The sequence below is a fragment of the Streptomyces sp. NPDC102514 genome (assembly GCF_055584525.1).
Genome location: NZ_JBVJLW010000016.1, coordinates 277,522 through 295,011, shown reverse-complemented (window position 1 = coordinate 295,011; position 17,490 = coordinate 277,522). Strand labels below are relative to the sequence as shown.

Annotated in this window: 15 protein-coding genes; 4 read left to right on the top strand and 11 right to left on the bottom strand. The window is 71.3% G+C overall.

Going from position 1 to position 17,490, the window contains the following annotated elements; translation table 11 throughout:
• The first annotated feature begins 199 nt into the window (after positions 1-199).
• Complete coding sequence (locus ACZ60E_RS34985) at positions 200-1,102, top strand: Gfo/Idh/MocA family protein (RefSeq protein WP_384814324.1); 903 nt, start codon at positions 200-202, stop codon at positions 1,100-1,102.
• Between the two features lie 17 nt (positions 1,103-1,119).
• Here ACZ60E_RS34985 and ACZ60E_RS34980 read toward each other — a convergent pair whose 3' ends face one another.
• From ACZ60E_RS34980 to ACZ60E_RS34970, 3 genes are all read right to left on the bottom strand, one after another.
• Positions 1,120-1,482, bottom strand: a complete 363-nt coding sequence (locus ACZ60E_RS34980; protein WP_469445763.1) for a DUF4180 domain-containing protein — start codon at positions 1,480-1,482, stop codon at positions 1,120-1,122.
• 57 nt (positions 1,483-1,539) lie between these two features.
• Positions 1,540-2,880, bottom strand: coding sequence for an MFS transporter (locus ACZ60E_RS34975; RefSeq protein WP_469445760.1), 1,341 nt, complete (start codon positions 2,878-2,880; stop codon positions 1,540-1,542).
• Between the two features lie 142 nt (positions 2,881-3,022).
• Entirely contained in the window at positions 3,023-3,604 is a 582-nt protein-coding gene (locus tag ACZ60E_RS34970) for a TetR/AcrR family transcriptional regulator (protein WP_469445756.1), read from the bottom strand.
• A 78-nt stretch (positions 3,605-3,682) separates the two neighbouring features.
• Between ACZ60E_RS34970 and ACZ60E_RS34965 the strand changes: the two genes are divergently transcribed.
• On the top strand, positions 3,683-4,726 hold the full coding sequence (locus tag ACZ60E_RS34965) for a DMT family transporter (RefSeq protein ID WP_469445752.1): 1,044 nt from the start codon (positions 3,683-3,685) through the stop codon (positions 4,724-4,726).
• Here the strand turns inward: ACZ60E_RS34965 and ACZ60E_RS34960 are convergent.
• Positions 4,626-5,273, bottom strand: coding sequence for a LysE/ArgO family amino acid transporter (locus ACZ60E_RS34960; RefSeq protein WP_469445750.1), 648 nt, complete (start codon positions 5,271-5,273; stop codon positions 4,626-4,628). The genes ACZ60E_RS34965 and ACZ60E_RS34960 overlap by 101 nt on opposite strands.
• A gap of 70 nt (positions 5,274-5,343) precedes the next feature.
• On the opposite strand from ACZ60E_RS34960, the gene ACZ60E_RS34955 reads away from it, so the two are divergent.
• Entirely contained in the window at positions 5,344-6,273 is a 930-nt protein-coding gene (locus ACZ60E_RS34955) for a LysR family transcriptional regulator ArgP (RefSeq protein WP_469445748.1), read from the top strand.
• 30 nt (positions 6,274-6,303) lie between these two features.
• On the opposite strand, the gene ACZ60E_RS34950 is transcribed toward ACZ60E_RS34955, so the two are convergent.
• Positions 6,304-6,837, bottom strand: coding sequence for a hypothetical protein (locus ACZ60E_RS34950; protein ID WP_469445747.1), 534 nt, complete (start codon positions 6,835-6,837; stop codon positions 6,304-6,306).
• A gap of 340 nt (positions 6,838-7,177) precedes the next feature.
• Between ACZ60E_RS34950 and ACZ60E_RS34945 the strand changes: the two genes are divergently transcribed.
• Complete coding sequence (locus tag ACZ60E_RS34945; RefSeq protein WP_469445743.1) at positions 7,178-8,461, top strand: DUF4032 domain-containing protein; 1,284 nt, start codon at positions 7,178-7,180, stop codon at positions 8,459-8,461.
• On the opposite strand, the gene ACZ60E_RS34940 is transcribed toward ACZ60E_RS34945, so the two are convergent.
• From ACZ60E_RS34940 to ACZ60E_RS34915, 6 genes are all read right to left on the bottom strand, one after another.
• On the bottom strand, positions 8,422-9,285 hold the full coding sequence (locus ACZ60E_RS34940; RefSeq protein WP_469445740.1) for a universal stress protein: 864 nt from the start codon (positions 9,283-9,285) through the stop codon (positions 8,422-8,424). The two genes, ACZ60E_RS34945 and ACZ60E_RS34940, sit on opposite strands and share 40 nt — an antisense overlap.
• Positions 9,286-9,349: 64 nt before the next feature.
• On the bottom strand, positions 9,350-10,516 hold the full coding sequence (locus ACZ60E_RS34935; RefSeq protein WP_469445736.1) for a glycoside hydrolase family 88/105 protein: 1,167 nt from the start codon (positions 10,514-10,516) through the stop codon (positions 9,350-9,352).
• Between the two features lie 137 nt (positions 10,517-10,653).
• Positions 10,654-11,910: an SGNH/GDSL hydrolase family protein gene (locus ACZ60E_RS34930; protein ID WP_469445732.1), complete on the bottom strand. Its 1,257-nt coding sequence runs from the start codon at positions 11,908-11,910 to the stop codon at positions 10,654-10,656.
• Positions 11,907-14,282 carry a glycosyl hydrolase family 95 catalytic domain-containing protein gene (locus ACZ60E_RS34925; RefSeq protein WP_469445728.1) on the bottom strand — a complete coding sequence of 792 codons (2,376 nt, stop codon included), beginning with the start codon at positions 14,280-14,282 and terminating at the stop codon, positions 11,907-11,909. The genes ACZ60E_RS34930 and ACZ60E_RS34925 overlap by 4 nt, the downstream gene beginning before the upstream one ends.
• Positions 14,283-14,321: 39 nt before the next feature.
• Positions 14,322-16,163: an alpha-galactosidase D gene (locus tag ACZ60E_RS34920; RefSeq protein WP_469445723.1), complete on the bottom strand. Its 1,842-nt coding sequence runs from the start codon at positions 16,161-16,163 to the stop codon at positions 14,322-14,324.
• Positions 16,164-16,281: 118 nt separating this feature from the next.
• On the bottom strand, positions 16,282-17,466 hold the full coding sequence (locus tag ACZ60E_RS34915) for an ROK family protein (protein ID WP_469445719.1): 1,185 nt from the start codon (positions 17,464-17,466) through the stop codon (positions 16,282-16,284).
• Positions 17,467-17,490: the final 24 nt, after the last annotated feature.

The following is a 17,490-nucleotide window of genomic DNA, read 5'->3' as shown; positions in this document are numbered from 1 at the left end:
TCATCAGGCACAAGATCATCCGGCACCCGCAGAAGTCTGCCGTTGGCTCAGCCCACAACCAAGCCCACAGCCAAGCTCATTCTGCAATGGTCAGTTAGGGGCGCGGGGAACTGCGCGACCAGCCCCCACCGGGGCCGCGGAGTCCGTTCGTTGCTACGGTCGCCGCTTCCGGCAATGATCCCGCGCAGATTGGACTCCCGTGGCCGACAACGCCTCCCCCTGGCCCCACTCCCCCGTCAAGGTCGGCCTCGTCGGCGCCGGCCCGTGGGCCCGCGGAGTGCACGCGCCCGTGCTCGCCGCCGGACCCGAGACGGAACTGACGGCGGTGTGGGCGCGGCGCCCCGAGGCCGCGCAGGAGACCGCCGAGCCGTACGGAGCCGTCGCGGTGGCGCGTTTCGAGGAGCTGCTCGACCGGTGCGAGGCGGTGGCCTTCGCGGTGCCGCCGGACATCCAGGCGGACCTCGCCGGGCGTGCGGCGAAGGCGGGCAAGGCCGTGCTGCTGGAGAAGCCGATCGGCCTGGACGTACCCTCCGCGCGGCGGCTCGTCGACGCGATCGAGGAGGCCGGGGTCGTCTCCCAGGTCGTGCTCACCAACCGCTACCACCCGGCCGCACAGGAGTTCCTGCGGGCGGCGCGGGACATCGAGGTGTCGGGCGCCCGGTCGGCCGGTCTGAGCGGCGCCTTCCTCGGCGGCGACTTCGCGACCCCCTGGCGTCTTGAGCACGGCGCGCTGCTGGACATCGGGCCCCACATCCTGGACCTCCTGGACGCCGCTGTCGGTCCCGTCGTGCGGGTCCGCGGCACCGGGGACCCCCGCCGGTGGATCGAGCTGACCTGCGAGCACGAGAGCGGTGCGGTCAGTCAGGCCTCGCTGTCCGGGTCGGTCGACGTGGAGCCCGGCATCATGCGGGTCGAGCTCTTCGGCCCCCGTCCCGGACTCGTATACGACAGCGCGGACCTCGACCACGACGAGTGCTGGCCCGTACTGCGCCAGGCCTTCGCCACGGCGGTACGCACGGGGGTGTCCGGCGAGCTGGACGCCCGGCGCGGCCTCTACCTCCAGGAACTCATCGCGCAGGCCGCGGCGAGCGTCCAGGGCTGAGCTTCAGCCGTCAGCCCTCAGCCCTTCAACCGCTCGTCCAGCTCCTCCGCGTCGGCGACGAACCACGTCTGCCGTCCGCGGTTGCACTCCCGTACGAAGTCGCGCAGCGCGGAACTGTCGGCCGTATGGCGGGAGATGTCTCCGAGGACCACGAGCCCGAGGCGGTAGTTCGCGAACTTCTGGACGATGTCCCCGGCAACGCGCGTGCTGAGTCTGAAGAACGTCTCGTCCAGGCGCCCGGCGGGGACGACGGCCCACCGCGCGCCCTGGTAGGAGGCCTCGCCGATGACGTCCAGGGCGTCCCGTTCGCTGCCGATGGGCTCGCCTTCGGCAGCGCACAGGAAGACGGGCACGTCATGGATCGTCCGCAAGGTGTTCATGAACGGCGAGGCTAGTTCGCCGCACGCGCTGAAGCGACGTAATTCGTGGGCGGTGGCTCAGGTGCTCGCGCTGTAGCGGCGCAGCGCGGGCATGGTCGCCGCGAGGATCAGCATGGAGACGACGACCAGCAGGCCGCCGCCCGCGACCGCCGTCCGGGCGCCCAGCGCCGATCCGGCCGTGCCGTGCAGCACGTCGGCCAGGCGCGGGCCGCCCGCGACGACGACCGTGAAGACGCCCTGCATGCGGCCCCGGAGTTCGTCGGTGACGGCCGAGAGGAGGATCGCGCCGCGGAAGACCATGGAGACCATGTCGGCGACTCCGGCGGCGGCGAGGAACGCCACGGCCACCCAGAGGTTGGCGCTGAGCCCGAACCCGGTGATGGCCACGCCCCAGGCGACCACCGCGGCGATGACCATGAGGCCGTGCCGGCGTGCCCGCGAGAAGGTGCCCGACATGAGTCCGCCGAGCACCGCGCCGATGGGGATCGCCGCGAAGAGCAGTCCGAGGGCCAGGCCCTCGCCGTACGGCGCGTACGTCTGCGAGGCGAGCTGGGGGAAGAGCGCGCGGGGCATGCCGAAGACCATCGCGATGATGTCGGCGAGGAAGGACAGCAGCAGCACCTGGTTGAGCGAGATGTAGCGGAAGCCCTCCGCGATGCCCTTCAGGCCCGCTCGGCCGGCCGCCGCGGTGGCGGTGGCCAGGGGCGGCAGCGCGGGCAGCCGGTAGACGGCCCACACCGTGGCGCACAGGGCCACGGCGTCGATCAGATAGAGCTCGGCGAGGCCCACGACGGGTATGAGCGCTCCGGCCAGCAGCGGTCCCGCGACCAGGCCGGTCTGCATGACGGTCGAGCCGAGCGCGTTGGCCGCGGCCAGTTCCTCCTTCGGTACGAGCCGGGCGATGGAGGCCTGGCGGGCCGGGGAGTTGAGGCCGAAGAACGCCTGCTGGACGGCGAGCAGCACCATCAGGACGGCCACCGAGCCGAGTCCGGTGACGGCCTGGATCCAGAAGAGCAGCGAGGTGACGGCTATGCCGGTGTTGGTGACGAGGAGGAGCTTGCGACGGTCCACGGTGTCCGCGATCGCGCCGCCCCAGAGCGCGAAGACGACGAGGGGAAGCAGTCCCGCGAAGCTCGCGTAGCCGACCCAGGCCGAGGACCCGGTGATGTCGTAGATCTGCTTGGGTACGGCGACGGCGGTGAGCTGGCTGCCCACGGCGGTGACGATGGTCGAGGACCACAGGCGGCGGTAGGCGGGGCGGCGCAGCGGCCGGGTGTCCATGGCCCAGCGGCGCCACCCGTTCCGCGGCCCGTTCCCCGGGTCCGCGGGGCGCGACGGCCCTTCGGTCCCGGTCCGCGGTTCCGCGCTGTCGTCCGCACTGCTCCTGCTGGTGTCCACACCCGTCCTGACGGCTCTGCCCGCTCTGATTGTTAGATACATCTTTCGATCAGAGGTTCACTATCGCCGATGCGGAGCGATCTTCGCGCGGTGGGTCGGTCCGTGGACAGGCCGACGGGACGACAAATCGGCAGGTGTCAGGTCAACGGGTCAGGAGGGCCGCCGCCTGCTCGCGGGCGTGCTCCAGGGCGCCGGGGAAGATGCGCAGGCCGAAGGCGACGAGCGCGCCCTCGTGGAGCAGCATCAGGCTTTGGCCCAGGGATTCGGCCGCGTCGGGCGCGAGCGGGCGTACGAGATCGGTGAACAGGGTGAGCATCCACTGCTTCTGGCCGGTGATGATCGCGTACGCCGGGTGGGACGGGTCGTCGATCTCCGCATGCGCGTTGACCATGCTGCAGCCCCGGGGGCTGTTCGCGTCCATCCACTCGCGGGACACGTCGAAGACGGTCAGGACGCCGTCCCGGGGCGATGCGCAGGCGTCGAGGCGGGCGGCGAGATACACGCGCCAGCGCTCGTCGCGGTCAGCGAGGTACTCGACGACGAGCTGCTCCTTCGAGCCGAACCGGTCGTAGAGCGTCTTCTTCGTGACACCGGCCTCGGCGGCGATCAGATCGACGCCGACGGCATGGATCCCCCGCTCGTAGAACAGTCGCCCGGCCGCGGCCAGGGCACGGCGGGCGGCAGGGGTCAGCGGTACTCGGCGGGGCGCGTCCGTGCTGTTCATCCACCCATTGTAGACCGATCTGTATACTCGGCCGACGTAGGTATACAGATCTGTCTACTCCTGGAGGTGTGCGGTGCCGTGAACATCCTTCTGTCGATCGCGTTCGTGGGGGCCTGGAGCTCCGGGTTCATCGGGGCCAAACTCGGGTCGGGCAGCGCCTCGACGGTCACGCTCCTCATGTGGCGCTTCCTGCCGCTGGCCCTCGTCCTCGGTGTCGTCGCGCTGACCACCGCCCGGTCCTCCTGGCGCGGCCTCGCACCCCGTGACCTGCTCCGGCAGGCCGGCGTCGGACTGCTCTCGCAGAGCGGCTATCTGCTGACCGTCTACTACGCGATAGAGCTGGGCGTCTCCAGCGGGACGACGGCCCTCATCGACGGTACGCAGCCGCTGGTGGCCGGAGCGCTGGCCGGGCCGCTGCTGGGCGTGGCGGTGTCGCGTACGCAGTGGCTCGGTCTCGGGCTGGGCGTGGCCGGGGTCGCCGTCGTCACCACGGCCGACGCGGGCGCCACGACGGGCGTCGCGTGGTGGGCGTACCTCGTGCCGTTCCTCGGCATGCTCAGCCTGGTCGCGGCGACGTTCCTGGACCGGAGGTCCCGCGCGGACGTCGGTCCGATGGTGTCGATGACGGTGCACGCCGTCACCAGTGCCGTCGTGTTCACGGCGCTCGCCGCCGTCGGCGGGGGTCTGACGCCCCCGGCGGACGGTTCCTTCTGGACCGCGGTGGTGTGGCTGGTGACGCTCTCCACGTTCGGCGGGTACGGGCTGTACTGGCTGATCCTCAGGCGCTCCGGGGTGACCGAGGTCAACACGCTCATGTTCCTGATGGCCCCCGTCACGGCCGTGTGGGGCGCGCTGATGTTCGGCGAACCCTTCGGGGCGCAGACGGCGGCGGGGCTCGGACTCGGTCTGCTGGCCGTCGCCGTCGTGCACCGGGGCGACCGAGGTGGCCGGAGCAGTCGGAGTGGTCGGGGTGACGTGCGTGCGAGGGGCGCCCGGCGGCGGTTCGCGGCGGCCGGTCCTCTCACACCCCGGCGATCAGGGTGGCACCGAGCACGATCATTGTCGCGGCGATCAGAGCGTCCAGTACCCGCCATGCCGACGGGCGGGCCAGGAGGGGGCTGAGCAGCCGGGCGCCGAAGCCCAGGGCCGCGAACCAGACCAGGCTGGCGATCACCGCGCCGAGGCCGAAGGTCCAGCGCCAGGGCCCGCGGTCGGCCGCGATGGAGCCGAGCAGGAACACGGTGTCCAGGTAGACGTGCGGGTTCAGCCAGGTCATCGCCAGGCAGGTGAGCACGGCCCGGCGGCGCGAGCCTCCCGCTCCCCCCACAACGGCCGCCCCGGACACTCCCGCCGATCCCGCCTCCAGGGTCAGCGCGGACGGTTTCAGGACCCGGCGTGCGGCGAGGCAGCCGTATCCGATCAGGAAGAGGCCGCCGATCAGCCCGACCGCGGTCAGCACCGAGGGCCAGGCCACCACCACCGCGCCGACACCGCCGACGCCCAGCGTGATGAGGGCCGCGTCGGAGAGGGCGCAGATGGCCACCACGGCGAGTACCGCGTCCCTGCGGACGCCCTGGCGCAGGACGAAGGCGTTCTGGGCGCCGATGGCGACGATCAGGGAGAGGCCGGTGCCGAACCCGGCGGCCGTGGCGGTCAGAGCGCTGTTCACACCCTCCACGCTAGGAAGCCGACCGTGGAGAAGTACAGCTAAAGATTCTTACGTATCCTTAGCGTTCGTGATGACAGACCTTCCCCTGGACCAGGTACGGACCCTGCTGACGGTGGTGGACGAGGGGACCTTCGACGCCGCGGCGGCCGTGCTCCATGTGACGCCGTCCGCGGTGAGCCAGCGGGTCAAGGCCCTCGAACAGCGCACGGGGCGTGTGCTGTTGATGCGTACGAAGCCGGTCCGGCCGACCGAGTCCGGTGAGGCCGTCGTGCGCTTCGCGCGGCAACTGGCCCGGCTGGAGCGCGACACGCGGGCCGAACTGGGCATGTCCGGCACCGAGGAACCGGCCCGGCTGTCGATCGCGGTGAACGCCGACTCGCTGGCGACCTGGTTCCTGCCCGCCCTCTCGCGCGTGTCCGAGGACCTCCCCGTCTGCTACGAGCTGCGCCGCGAGGACCAGGACCACACGGCCGCGCTACTGAGGGAGGGCCTGGTGATGGCTGCCGTCACCTCGTCCCCGGACGCGGTGACGGGCTGTTCGGTCCGCAGCCTGGGCCGCATGCGGTACGTCCCGGTGGCGGGCCCCGCCTTCGCCGCGCGGTGGTTCGAGGACCGGCCGGGCACCTCACTGCGGGACGCGTTCACCGTCGCGCCCGTGGTGACCTTCGACCGGCGGGACGACATCCAGGACGCCTTCGTCCGCACGCTCGTACGCGGCGCCCACGGCCCCCGGAGTGCGAGCGCGGTGCGGCATCTCGTGCCGACCTCCGAGGGCTTCGTCGAGGCCGTCGCCGCCGGGATGGGCTGGGGCATGGTCCCCGAGGTGCAGGCGGCGCCGCTGCTCGGCGCGGGGCGGCTCGTGCGGCTCGCGCCGGACCGGCAGATCGACGTTCCCCTGTTCTGGCAGCAGTGGAAGCTCGACTTCCCGGCGCTGGCCGCCGTCGCCGGGGCCGTCTCCGCGGAGGCCGCCGAGGCCCTGGACGGCGGCCCGACCGCTTGAACGAACGCGAGCCGGGACCGGTCGCACGGCTCAGGCGGCCGGACCGGACCCCGCTTCCCGCTCCAGGTAACTGATCACCTGCGCGGCGAGGCTGTCCTGCGCGGAGTCGGCGCGGGCGCCCACTCCCACGGACGGCTCCTGCGGGCCGATGCCGCCCGACCACAGGTACCGCTCCGTCCACTCGTCGTCGACCTTCAACTGGACCTGGATGTCGACCAGTGACAGGCAGCTCTCCGGCGCGGCGGCGTACAGGACGGAGGTGACCCGGCGCAGCGGGTAGACGTCGAAACCCTCGATGAACTGGGAGTTGCGCCAGTCGAGGAACGCGCTCTCGCCGTCGGCCCCGACGCGGACGTCGAGTTGGCCGTCCTCCAGATGGATGCCGAAGTGCACGGTCGTACGGTTCTCGACGGTCACCCGGAACCGGAAGTAGACCTGGCCCTCGGCCGCGTCGTCCCGTCCCCGCGGCGGCTCGGCCTTCTCCAGACCGTGGACGCGAACGCGCAGGCCGGCATGCCCGTCGTCGTACTCCTGCCAGTCCCCGACCACATTCGGCTCGTACACGTTCCACCTCTCGACCCCAGAGGGCTGCTTCCTATCTGGGCGGGCGACGGGGTGTCAAATGAGCAGAATGGGCGTTGGCCAGGGATTTCGCCCCACTTGATCACTGATCAAGCCGTGCGCAGCCAGAACCCTCGCCCCAGGTGTCCCGGGCACCCTCCCGACGTGCTGCACATCACGTCCCGCACCCTGCGCCGTCCGGTCTCTTCCGGCCCCGGGTGCGGGACGGCCGGGCCCCTCCCACCTGCTGACAAATCGGACTGTCGTGTTGACGAAGGGGCCGTCCAGGTGCGGAGATGCTCCTGCGACATGACGACCGACCGTGAGGCAGGGCGAGCGAGCGATGGCATTGCAGATCAGCGCCACCAACCCGGAGCATCCCGCGCTCCTGCTCGACCTGCCGTGGGACATCCCTCTGGAGGAGTGGCCCGAGCACCATCTGGTGCCGCTGCCGCGGGGCATCTCGCGGCACGTGGTGCGGTACGCGCGCGCCGGCACGGAGGTCGTGGCGGTGAAGGAGCTGGCCGAACGGCCCGCGCTGCGCGAGTACGAGCTGCTGCGCGGCCTCGACCGGCTCAACATCCCCTCGGTGGACCCCCTGGCCGTGGTCACCGGCCGGAGCGACAAGGCCGGCGATCCGCTGGAGTCCGTCCTCATCACCCGGCATCTGGGCGGCTCGATGCCCTACCGGTCGATGTTCGAGACGACCATGCGGCCCGCCACCATGCACCGCCTCATGGACGCGCTGGCCGTCCTGCTGGTCCGGCTGCATCTGGCGGGGTTCGCCTGGGGGGACTGCTCGCTGTCCAACACGCTGTTCCGGCGGGACGCGGGGGCGTACGCCGCGTATCTCGTCGACGCCGAGACGGGCGAGGTGCATCCGCAACTGAGCCCGGGGCAGCGGGAGTACGACCTCGATCTGGCTCGTGTCAACATCAGCGGAGAGCTGCTGGACCTGGAGGCCTCGGGGGCGCTGCACCCGTCGGTGGACCCGATCGAGTTCGGCATGGAGATCTGCAAGCGCTACGACGGGCTGTGGCAGGAGCTGACCCGCACGTCCGTGTACCCGGCGGGCAAGCACCACTACATCGACCGCCGGATCCGGCGCCTGAACGAACTCGGCTTCGACGTCGCGGAGATGCAGATCGCGCACTCCTCGAACGGCGACACCGTGACGTTCGTGCCGAAGGTCGTCGACGCCGGTCATCATCAGCGCCAGCTGCTGCGGCTGACCGGCCTCGACACCGAGGAGAACCAGGCCCGGCGGCTGCTGAACGACCTGGAGAGCTGGATGGCCACCCAGGACGACTACGCGCCGGGCGACCCCCTGGCCGCCCGGCCCGAGGTGCTGGCCCACCGGTGGGTCCGGGACGTGTTCCGGCCCACCGTGCGGGCCATACCGCTGGATCTGCGCGGTTCCATGGATCCCGCCGAGCTGTACCACGAGCTGCTCGAACACCGCTGGTACCTGTCCGAGCGCTCGCAGCACGACATCGACCTGGACACGGTCGTCCGGGACTACGTCACGAACATCCTGCCCGGGATGCGGGACACGCTGTCACCCTCGGCGGGCGGCGGGGCGGACGCTCAGGCCGGCGGGACGACCGCCACCGGGGAGGGCGCGTGATGGACGACCGCGTGGGCCACCGAACCGATCCGTGAGCCCACGGCCGAGCGGTGCGCCCGCCGGCCGACCACCGTCAGCTGGGCCCGGGCCGCCGCGGAGAGCAGCACCTCGCCCGCGCTGCCCATCTCGACGTGCTGGGTCACCTTCACGTCGGGGAAGCGTTCCAGCCACGGCCCCAGCGCTTCCGCGAGGGCCTTCTTCTCGTACTGCTCCAGACCGCCGGCCTCGTCGGCGAGTGCCAGCGAGGCGGGGCTGTAGGTGAAGACGGTGGGCAGCGCCCAGGCACGCACGACGCGCAGGTCGGCGCCGCGTGTCGCCGCCGCCTCGAAGGCGAGGCCCAGCGCGGCGGCGCTGTCGTCGGGACCTCCCTGCTGGCCGACGACGATCTCGCGGCCGGCCGCCTCCGACTCGGGCCGGTCGCTGGCGCGTACGAGGACGACGGGCCGGGTCGACTCGGCGATGACCTGCTGGCCGACGGAGCCGAGCAGGAAGCCGACGATCGCCCCGTGGCCGCGTGAGCCGAGCACCAGCGTCTCGGCCTCGGCGGCGGCGACGAGGAGCGCCTGGACCGGGACGCCGTCGACGAGGTCGGTGGTCACCGTCAGCCCGGGGTGCTGCGCGGTGACGTCGGCCGCGGTCCGCGTCAGCGCCTCAAGGGCGTCCGCCTCCTGGGTGTCCGCCGTCCGCTCGTCGCTGTCGGTCTTCGGCCGGGCGTGCACGATGCGCAGCGGAAGGTCCCGGCGTACCGCTTCCCTGGCCGCCCAGTGCACGGCGGCCAGGGATTCGGCGGTACCGTCTGCTCCCACGGTGATCGGGCGGGTCATGTGATGGCCTCCGTAGCGTCGGTCGAGGTGCCCACGCTACCCAGGGCCGGCCGGACGGTTCCCGTCAGCCTGCCAGGAGGGCGAGTTCGGTCCCGGCCAGCAGGAACGCGCCCACACCGAAGTCCGCCGTGGTGTCGTAGGTGACGGGCTGGCTGGACTCCGGGCGGTCGCCCACGTTCTGGACGTAACCGAGGAATCCGTCGGGGTGGACGGCCGTCGTGATCAGGCCCTGCCAGGCGCGGGCCGCCACCGGCAGGAACGCGGTCCGGTCCACGAGGCGGGAGCGGATCGCGTAGGCCGTGCCGTAGACGAAGAAGGACGTGCCGCTCGTCTCGGGGCCCGGCAGATGCGCGGCGTCGGCGAGGTTGACGTTCCAGAACCCGTCGGTGCGCTGCACGCCGGCCAGGGCGGTGACCAGCTTCGTCAGGGTCTCCCGGTACTCGCCGGTGTGCCGCTCGCTGCCCGGCAGGGCCTTGAGGGTCTTGACGTGTCCGCCGGCCACCCAGCCGTTGCCGCGCGACCAGACCACGGGTCTGCCGGACGGGGACAGGATGCCGCCGGGCAGGAACCGCTTGTCGCGGTACCAGAGGCCGGTGGCGGTGTCGTGCAGGCCGGGGCCTCCCTCGATGCGCTTCGTGTGGTGGTGGAGGGCGTACACCTTCTCCCAGTACTGGGGGTCCTTGCGCAGGACACCGATGCGGGCGAACGGCGGCATGGCCATGTGCAGGGCGTCGTCCCACCACCAGTCGTCGTTCTTCGCCGGCTGGTCCGTGTACACCATGCGGTGCAGGGACTCCTCGATCGCGGCGAGTTTCTGCGCCTCCGGCTCGATCTCGTAGAGGTCGAGGTAGGCCTGTCCGGCGTTGTGGTTGTCGGCGTGCCGGGTCGTCACCCCGCTGCGCAGCCCGTACGCGTGCTTCTCGGCCCAGCCGCGTGCGTACGCGAGGTAGCGGGCGCTGCCCGTCAGCCGGTGCAGGGCGAGCAGCCCGCTGAAGAACGTGGCGTTGGCCCAGCCGTTGTCGCCGGGGTCCGTGTGGGCGCCGATCCAGTGGTCGGCGACCCGGCGCAGGTCCCGGGTGATCGCGGCTCTGGACGGGAGGGCCGGTGCGAGGGTCGGTGCGAGGTGCGGGGTGGGGGGCGCGGGAGCTTCGGCGGCGGACGCGGACGTGGGGAGCAGAGCGGCGGAGGCCGAGAGAGCGGCACCGCCGGCCAACAACTGACGTCTATCCATGTGAACGACTCCTCTCCATGTGAAAACCATGTGAGGCACATCCTGAACTCCCGCCCCAGCGGTGTCCACGGCCCGGACTCGACTTGGTCAACTTGGCCTGAACCAAGTCGAGTTCACGGCACCGGCCGATGTTCACATCAAGGGACGTCCACCGTGGACGTCCGGTCGCAGCGCAGACTGTCGAGGTCGACCGAGTCGGCCATCGCCTGCATGCCCTTGTCGTTGGGATGCAGCCGGTCGCCGCCGTCGAAGACCGGCATGATGCGCTCGTGGTCGTAGGGGCTGCGGAGGATGCGGTCGAAGTCGGTGACGGCGTCGAACTCCCCGCTGCTCCTGATGAACTGGTTGACCTCCTGCCGTACGGACTCGGCGGCCGTGTCCCATTCGGACCAGCCCTTGAAGGGTGCGACGGTGGCGCCGACGACACATTTCCCCGCCTGATGGGCGCGGGCGATGATCTCGCGGTAACCCGCGATCATGTCGGCGCCCGTGACTCCGGTGTGCGCCTTGATGTCGTTGACCCCCTCGAAGAGGAACACCGTACGGACGCCCGGGTGGGACAGGACGTCACGGTCCAGCCGGTTGAGCGCGCTCTGTCCGGCGCCGTCGGCCAGGACCTTGTTCCCGGAGATCCCTTCGTTGGCAACTCCCCTGACCGGGCTGTTCGTTGCTCCCAGGCGCCGGGCGAGATAGTCGGGCCAGCGGCGGTTCAGGTCGCCGCTGGACTGCCAGCCGTCCGTAATGGAGTCCCCGAGCGCGACGACCGCGCCGACGGCGGCGCTCGTGCGTACGGTGACCGCGTCGAGGTAGAACCAGGAGCCGGTGCGTTCGGTCCAGTTGGCCGCCCCGTCCTCCCCGGTGTGGTCGCCGGTGGCGGCGTACGACGTCTGCATGGCCATGCCGTGACCGGTCGCCGGGCCGCCCCCGGTCCGCGTGTGCACGCTGACGACCAGGTCGGCCGCGGCGGGCAGTCCGCCGGGCAGCGGGTCGCTGTACGCGGTGGCCCCCGCCGGGACGGTGACGGAGCTCGCGCCGCCGAAGGTCAGCCGTTCGTTGGTGCCCGGGACCAGTTCCGCACCCGTCCGGCGAAGACCCGCGTAGGCGCTGTCGAAGGTCAGCGGCCGGTCCCCGAGGGCGTTGGAGAGCCGGACGCGCAGGTTGTCCCCGGCCACGCTGGTGCGCACGACCATGCGGTAGCTGTGGTCGGCGACCGCGTCTCCCACCCGGTCCGCGCTCGCGCCCCAGGTGACCACGTCGTGCCGGTCGGCGGGGGCTGCCGGGGCGGCGGTCGCGGGGGTGACCTGGACGGCGGCGGCGACCACCAGGAGCGCCACCGGAGCCACGAGACGGCCCGCTCGACCCGCCCGAGCCGCCCGGGAGGGGCCGGCCCTCATCGGGTGAAGTCCCGCAGCGTGACGGAGGCGCCCGGCTTCAGGGTCACCGTGCGCGACGAGCGGCCGTACGCGACCGTGGTCGTCCGGCCGCCGACACTGCGGATGCGCGCCTCGGTCGGTCTGCCGTCGCGCCAGCGCAGGTCGACGACGAAGCCGCCCCGGGCGCCGACTCCCGTGACGGAACCCGACTTCGCCCATGCGTCGGGCAGGGCGGGAAGCAGTTCCAGATGTCCCGGACGGGAGTAGAGGAGCATCTCGATCATCGCCGCGGGGGTGCCGAAGTTGGCGTCGATCTGGAAGATGCCACGCCCCTTCTCGACCTCGTAGATGTCGAAGAGGTTCGGCGCGGAACCGTTGCCGCCGTCGGTCGAGGGACGGAGGTTGTTGACGATCAGCTGATAGGCGTTCTCCGCGTTCTTGAGCCGGGCCCAGCACAGGCTGCGCCAGGCGTTCGCCCAGCCGAAGCTCTCCATGCCGCGCGCGGTCAGCAGGGCCGTCGCGCCCTTGACGATCTCGGGCGGGGTGGAGTCGTCGGGCCGGATGCGGTCGCCGGGGAAGAGTCCGATGAGCGGGGACAGATGCCGGTGGGTGGTCTCGCCGAGGTTGTCGGGCGACATCCACTCCTCCAGCCAGCCCGTCCTCTCGCTCACCTTCGGCAGATACAGCCGTTCCTGGAAGCCGCCGATGGTCTTCGCGTAGGCGGTGTCCTTCTTCAACTCCTCAGCCGCCGTGCGGTAGTTGTCGAAGAGCGCCCACACCAGTTCCTGGGCGTAGGTGATGCCCTTGGCGTCCTGCGGGCCGTGCTCGGGCGACCAGTCGCTGTCGTCGACGAGCACTTCCTTCGAGGTGCCGGGGAGTGTCGTGGTGATCAGCCGCGCCTCCCAGAACTCGCAGGCGCTCTTCAGGAGCGGGTAGATCCTCGTCAGATGGGAGCGCGACCGGGTGAACTCGTAGTGCTCCCACAGGCTCGCACACAGCCAGGCGTTGCCCGCCGGATGCCACCACCAGCCGCTGCCGCCATGGATGTTGGTGGAGAACGCGACGGCCCAGCCGGCGACCTTTCCGGTGGAGTTGCGGTAGCGGTTGCGCGGGTCGTTGAAGAGGTCGTGGGTGAGCTTCCGCCACGACGGGAACTGGGCGAGGCAGTAGTCGGTGAGTGCGTCGAAGCTCTGCGACAGGCCCGCCCGGTCGGCCATCCAGTAGTTCATCTGGATGTTGATGTCGGTGTGGTAGTCGCCCATCCAGTCCGGGTCGTTGCCGTCCAGCCACAGCCCCTGGAGGTTCAGCGGCAGACTGCCACGGGACCCGGAGATCATCAGATAGCGGCCGAACTGCAGGTAGGCGGCCTCCAGTTCGGGATCGGGAACGTCGTCGCGGGCGCGCGCCCTGATCCGCTCCCAGGTGTCCAGGGAGCGCTGCTCGGCCGACGAGGTGCCGAGCGAGAGGTCCAGCTGCTCGAACAGCGCCTTGTGGTCGGCCACATGGGTGCGCAGGAGCGTGTCCGCCGGGTGGGCCGCCGCGGTGGCGACCTTGGTGCGGGCCAGTTCCTCCGGGTCGAGGGACGGATCGCGGTAGTGGGCGGAGGCGTCGGGCGCATAGTTGGTGCCGCCGCTCACCACCACGGTGAGGTCCTTGCACCCGGTGAACTCGATCAGCGCGCCCTTCACCCGGACGCTGCCACCGGTCCCGTACGCCTTCACGGCCGCCCCGTAACGCAGCCCGTTCGGGAAGGCGGCGCCGAAGGAGGTGCCCTGGACGGTCTCCTTGTGCGTCCCGTCCAGGGTCACGCTGCCGGTGTAACGGCCGCCGCCGGACTGGGTGAAGTGCAGCACGATCGCGTCGTCGGGGCGGCTGGCGAACACCTGCCGCTCGTAGGTGACTCCGGAGCGGACGTACGACGTGCCGATCACGCCCTGGGCGAGGTCCAGGGTGCGGCGGTAGCCGGAGACGGCGGACAGGTCGTGGTCCGGGATGTCGACGGTGAGACGGCCCATCAGGGTGAAGGAGCCGAAGTTGTCGCGGTCGTAGGGGAATTGACCGTCGGAGTCGAGGGTGTCGTTGAGTCCGCCGGTCCACATCGTGGCATCGGTGATGAGCAGCAGTTCCCGGCCGGGGTCGTTGCTCGCGAGGGCGCCGAGCCGGCCGTTGCCGATGGGCAGGCCCTGCTCGATCATCGAGTGCTCGCCGGCGGGCGCCTGCCACCACAACTGGTTACGCGAATTCCCTTTCAGGGGCGCCGAGTCGGTGGGGCGTTGCGGTGCGGCGGTCGCGGTGAAGGCGGGCAGGCCGCCGAGGGCGGTGGCGACGCCGGTCGCGGCGGCGAGGGAGAGGAGTCTTCGTCTGCTGGGCTCGGCGGGGCGGCTCTTGTCCATGGTGCGGCTCCAGGGGAAGAGAGGTGGGGGGAACGGCGATCAGGACGACTTCGGTACGTCGATGCGGTCGATGTCCGGGGCGTAGCCGGAGCCGCTGTCGAAGGTGATGGTGTTAACGCCGGCCTTGAGCGAGACGGGCACGCTGACGGTCTCGGCGGTCCCCCAGTCCCCGGTGGAGGGGAACTTGTGACTGGTCGAGCCGTTGCCGTTGGCGGACACCTCGACCGAGCGCGGGTCACCGCTGACGTAGGCGACCTTCACCTGGTACGTGCCGGCCTTGGCGACGACGACGTCGTTGAAGCGGAGCGAGCCGCCGACGTAGAGGTTGCCGACCTTCTTGCCGCCCGAGCAGGCGGAGCAGTCGGCCGACGAGGCGTTTCCGCCGAGGGTGTTGGCGGCGGCCTCGGCCTCGAAACCGGTCGTGGTGAGTGCGGTGCCGCGCGGGGTCACGGTGAACAGCCGGGAGCCGTGCGCGGGCAGCGCCTGGGTCACCTTGTCCTTGTAGGTGCCGAGGTTCTCGCGGTTCCACAGGTCCCGTACGGCGGCCTTGCCGGTGAAGCCGAGGGCGGCCCAGTCGGCGGAGACGGCGGCGGGCCTGTCGGCGAGGTTGAACAGGGCCACGGTGTAGCTTCCGTCGGCGTTCTTCGCGGCCCACACCTGCTGCGGGTCGGACGGGGTGATCGGCCGGGCGGGCGGCATGCTGCCCTGGTTGAGGGCGATGACCTCGCGGTTGGTGAGCAGCGACACGCCGTAGGAGTCGAGCTTGGTCAGGTCGTCACCGGTGTACAGCGGGGACTTGGCGATGGCCCACAGGGTCGCGTAGCTCTGGCGCTCCGCCTTGGTGAGGCCGTCCATCTCGCCGTTGCCGACGTCCAGGGAGTCCAGGTCGTTCCAGCCGCCGGGGCCCGCGTGGCGGGTCCAGCCGGGGAGGTCGTCCCAGCGGTCGTCGACCGAGTTCTCCCAGCTGACGAGGGTGTTGCAGTAGCACTCGACGTCGGTGTCGATGCGCCAGCCGTTGGAGTACTTCTTCCAGTCGGCGATCCGGCCTATGTCCAGCGACCAGGACACCTCAAGGTGGATGGGCCGGCCGGTGGCGGCGATGGCCTTGTTCCAGGCGGCGACGTCGGCAACGTTGTCGTACTGGTCGCCGTTCTTGCCGGAACCGGGTCCGACGCCGTCCAGTTTCAGGAAGTCGTAGCCCCAGTCGGCGAAGAGCCGCGCCTGCGAGTCGACGTACTTCTGCGCGCAGGGGTCGGAGAAGTCGAGCTTGTAGGCGCTGTCCCAGCCGTTGGTGGTGCGCAGGTCGCCGTACACGACATCGGCGGTCGTGCAGTCACCGGCGTTCCAGATCGGGACCCTGCCCTCGCCGTACGCCTCCTTCTGCAGACCGACGGGCAGGTAGATGCCCGCTTTGAGGCCCTTGCCGTGGATGTGGTCGGCGACGGGCTTCATCCCGCGCGGGAAGCGTCCCGGGTCCGCCTTCTGGCGGCCGTACGCGTCGAAGCCGGGCTTCCAGGCCTGGTCCATCCACCAGCCCGCGTCGAGGTTGACGTACTCGTAGCCGAACAGCTTGAGCTTGGCGGCCAGCGCGTCCGCCTGCTTGAGGACGTTCTTCTCGGTGAGGTAGCTGTAGTCGCCGTCGGGGTTGAGCCCCGGGTACTTCGAGGACTGCATGCTCCAACTCGACCAGCCCATGTACGGCTTGGCCGCGAGGGCCGACGTACTGGCGGCCGGGGTGACGGTGGGGGTGGCCGTCGGGGTCGGCGTGGCCGCCTGTGCCGACGGGAGGGCGGCGGCCGTCGCGGCGGTCAGCGCCAGGACGAGGAGGGCTCTGAGGGAACGGCGGGCGAGGGCTGTGGGGGCGTTCGAGGATGACCGCATGGGTCGGAACCTCCTGTGAGGGGTCGGGCTGTGCGGGGGTGCGGTGCTGCGGCTCAGCGACCGCGTCGGGGTGGACGGCGTGCACGGCGTGCACGGCTGCGCCAAGAGGGGCGGCGGCTCATCCCGTGCCGTGGGGCGGGCCGCCGATGAAGGACTGGATCGCGGTGGCCGCGGCGCCGCGGGCCCACTCGTCGAAGGCCAGCGGCCGGGTCAGCAGGTCGCAGCGGGCGGCGGTGCCGAACGAGGAGGCCGCGAAGGCGTCGCGGATCTGCTCGGCGAACAGGTCGTACGCCGCCAGGCCCTCACCGGAGATGATCACGCGTTCGGGCCCCATGAGGTTGGCCACGGTCGCGATGGCCCGGCCGATCGCGTCCCCGGCCCGTGCGTAGACCTCGCGGGCGCCGGGGTCGCCCCGGCGGGCCAGTTCGACGGCCTGCGTCGCGTCGGCCACCGGGAGGCCGGTCGCGTCGCGTACCGCGGCGACGATCGCGGGGTCGGCGGCGATCGCCTCGGCGCAGCCCCGGTTCCCGCAGTGGCAGAGCGGGCCCGTGGGGTCGATGACCACGTGCCCGATCTCACCGGCGACGCCGTGGGCCCCCGAGACGACCTTGCCGTGCACGACCAGGCCGCAGCCGATGCCCGCTCCCACCGTGACCACGGCGAAGTCGGACAGGCCGACGCCCGCGCCGAACCACTGCTCGGCGACGGTCAGGGCCCGTACGTCGTTGTCGACGGTGACCGGCAGCCCGGTCGTCATCTCCACCAGCTCGGCGAGCGGCAGATCGCGCCACTCCAGGAAGGGCGACAGACGCACCTCGCCCGCGGCCCGGTCCACGTCGCCGGAGACGGCGACACCGATCCCCTGCACCTGGACACCGAACCCGTCGGCCTCCGCGAGGAGTTCCTGGACGAGGTCGGCGATGGCGGTCAGCACGGTCTGCGGTTCACGGGCCCGCAGGGGCACATGGCGGGCGCCCCGGATCCGGCAGCACAGGTCCGTCAGTACGGCGATGATCTCGTCGCCGGTCACCTTGACACCGATGAACAGGGCCCGGCCGCCGTCCACCCGCACGGAGTTGGCGGGCCGCCCCAGCGCGGGGCGCGCCTCGTCCCCGGCCTCCTCCACCAGGTATCCGGCCTCGATCAGGGGCCGGACCGCCTTGGTGACGGCGGCGGCCGACAGCCCCGCCCGGCCGGCCATGTCGGACCGGGTGAGCGGGCCGTGGGACAGCACGGTGGTGAAGATCTGGGCAGCGGCCGGCGTGTGGGCCGGGAACGCCTCGGTGCGAGGAGTCGAGCGCATGCCCGGAACCTAGGGTGATTCTTT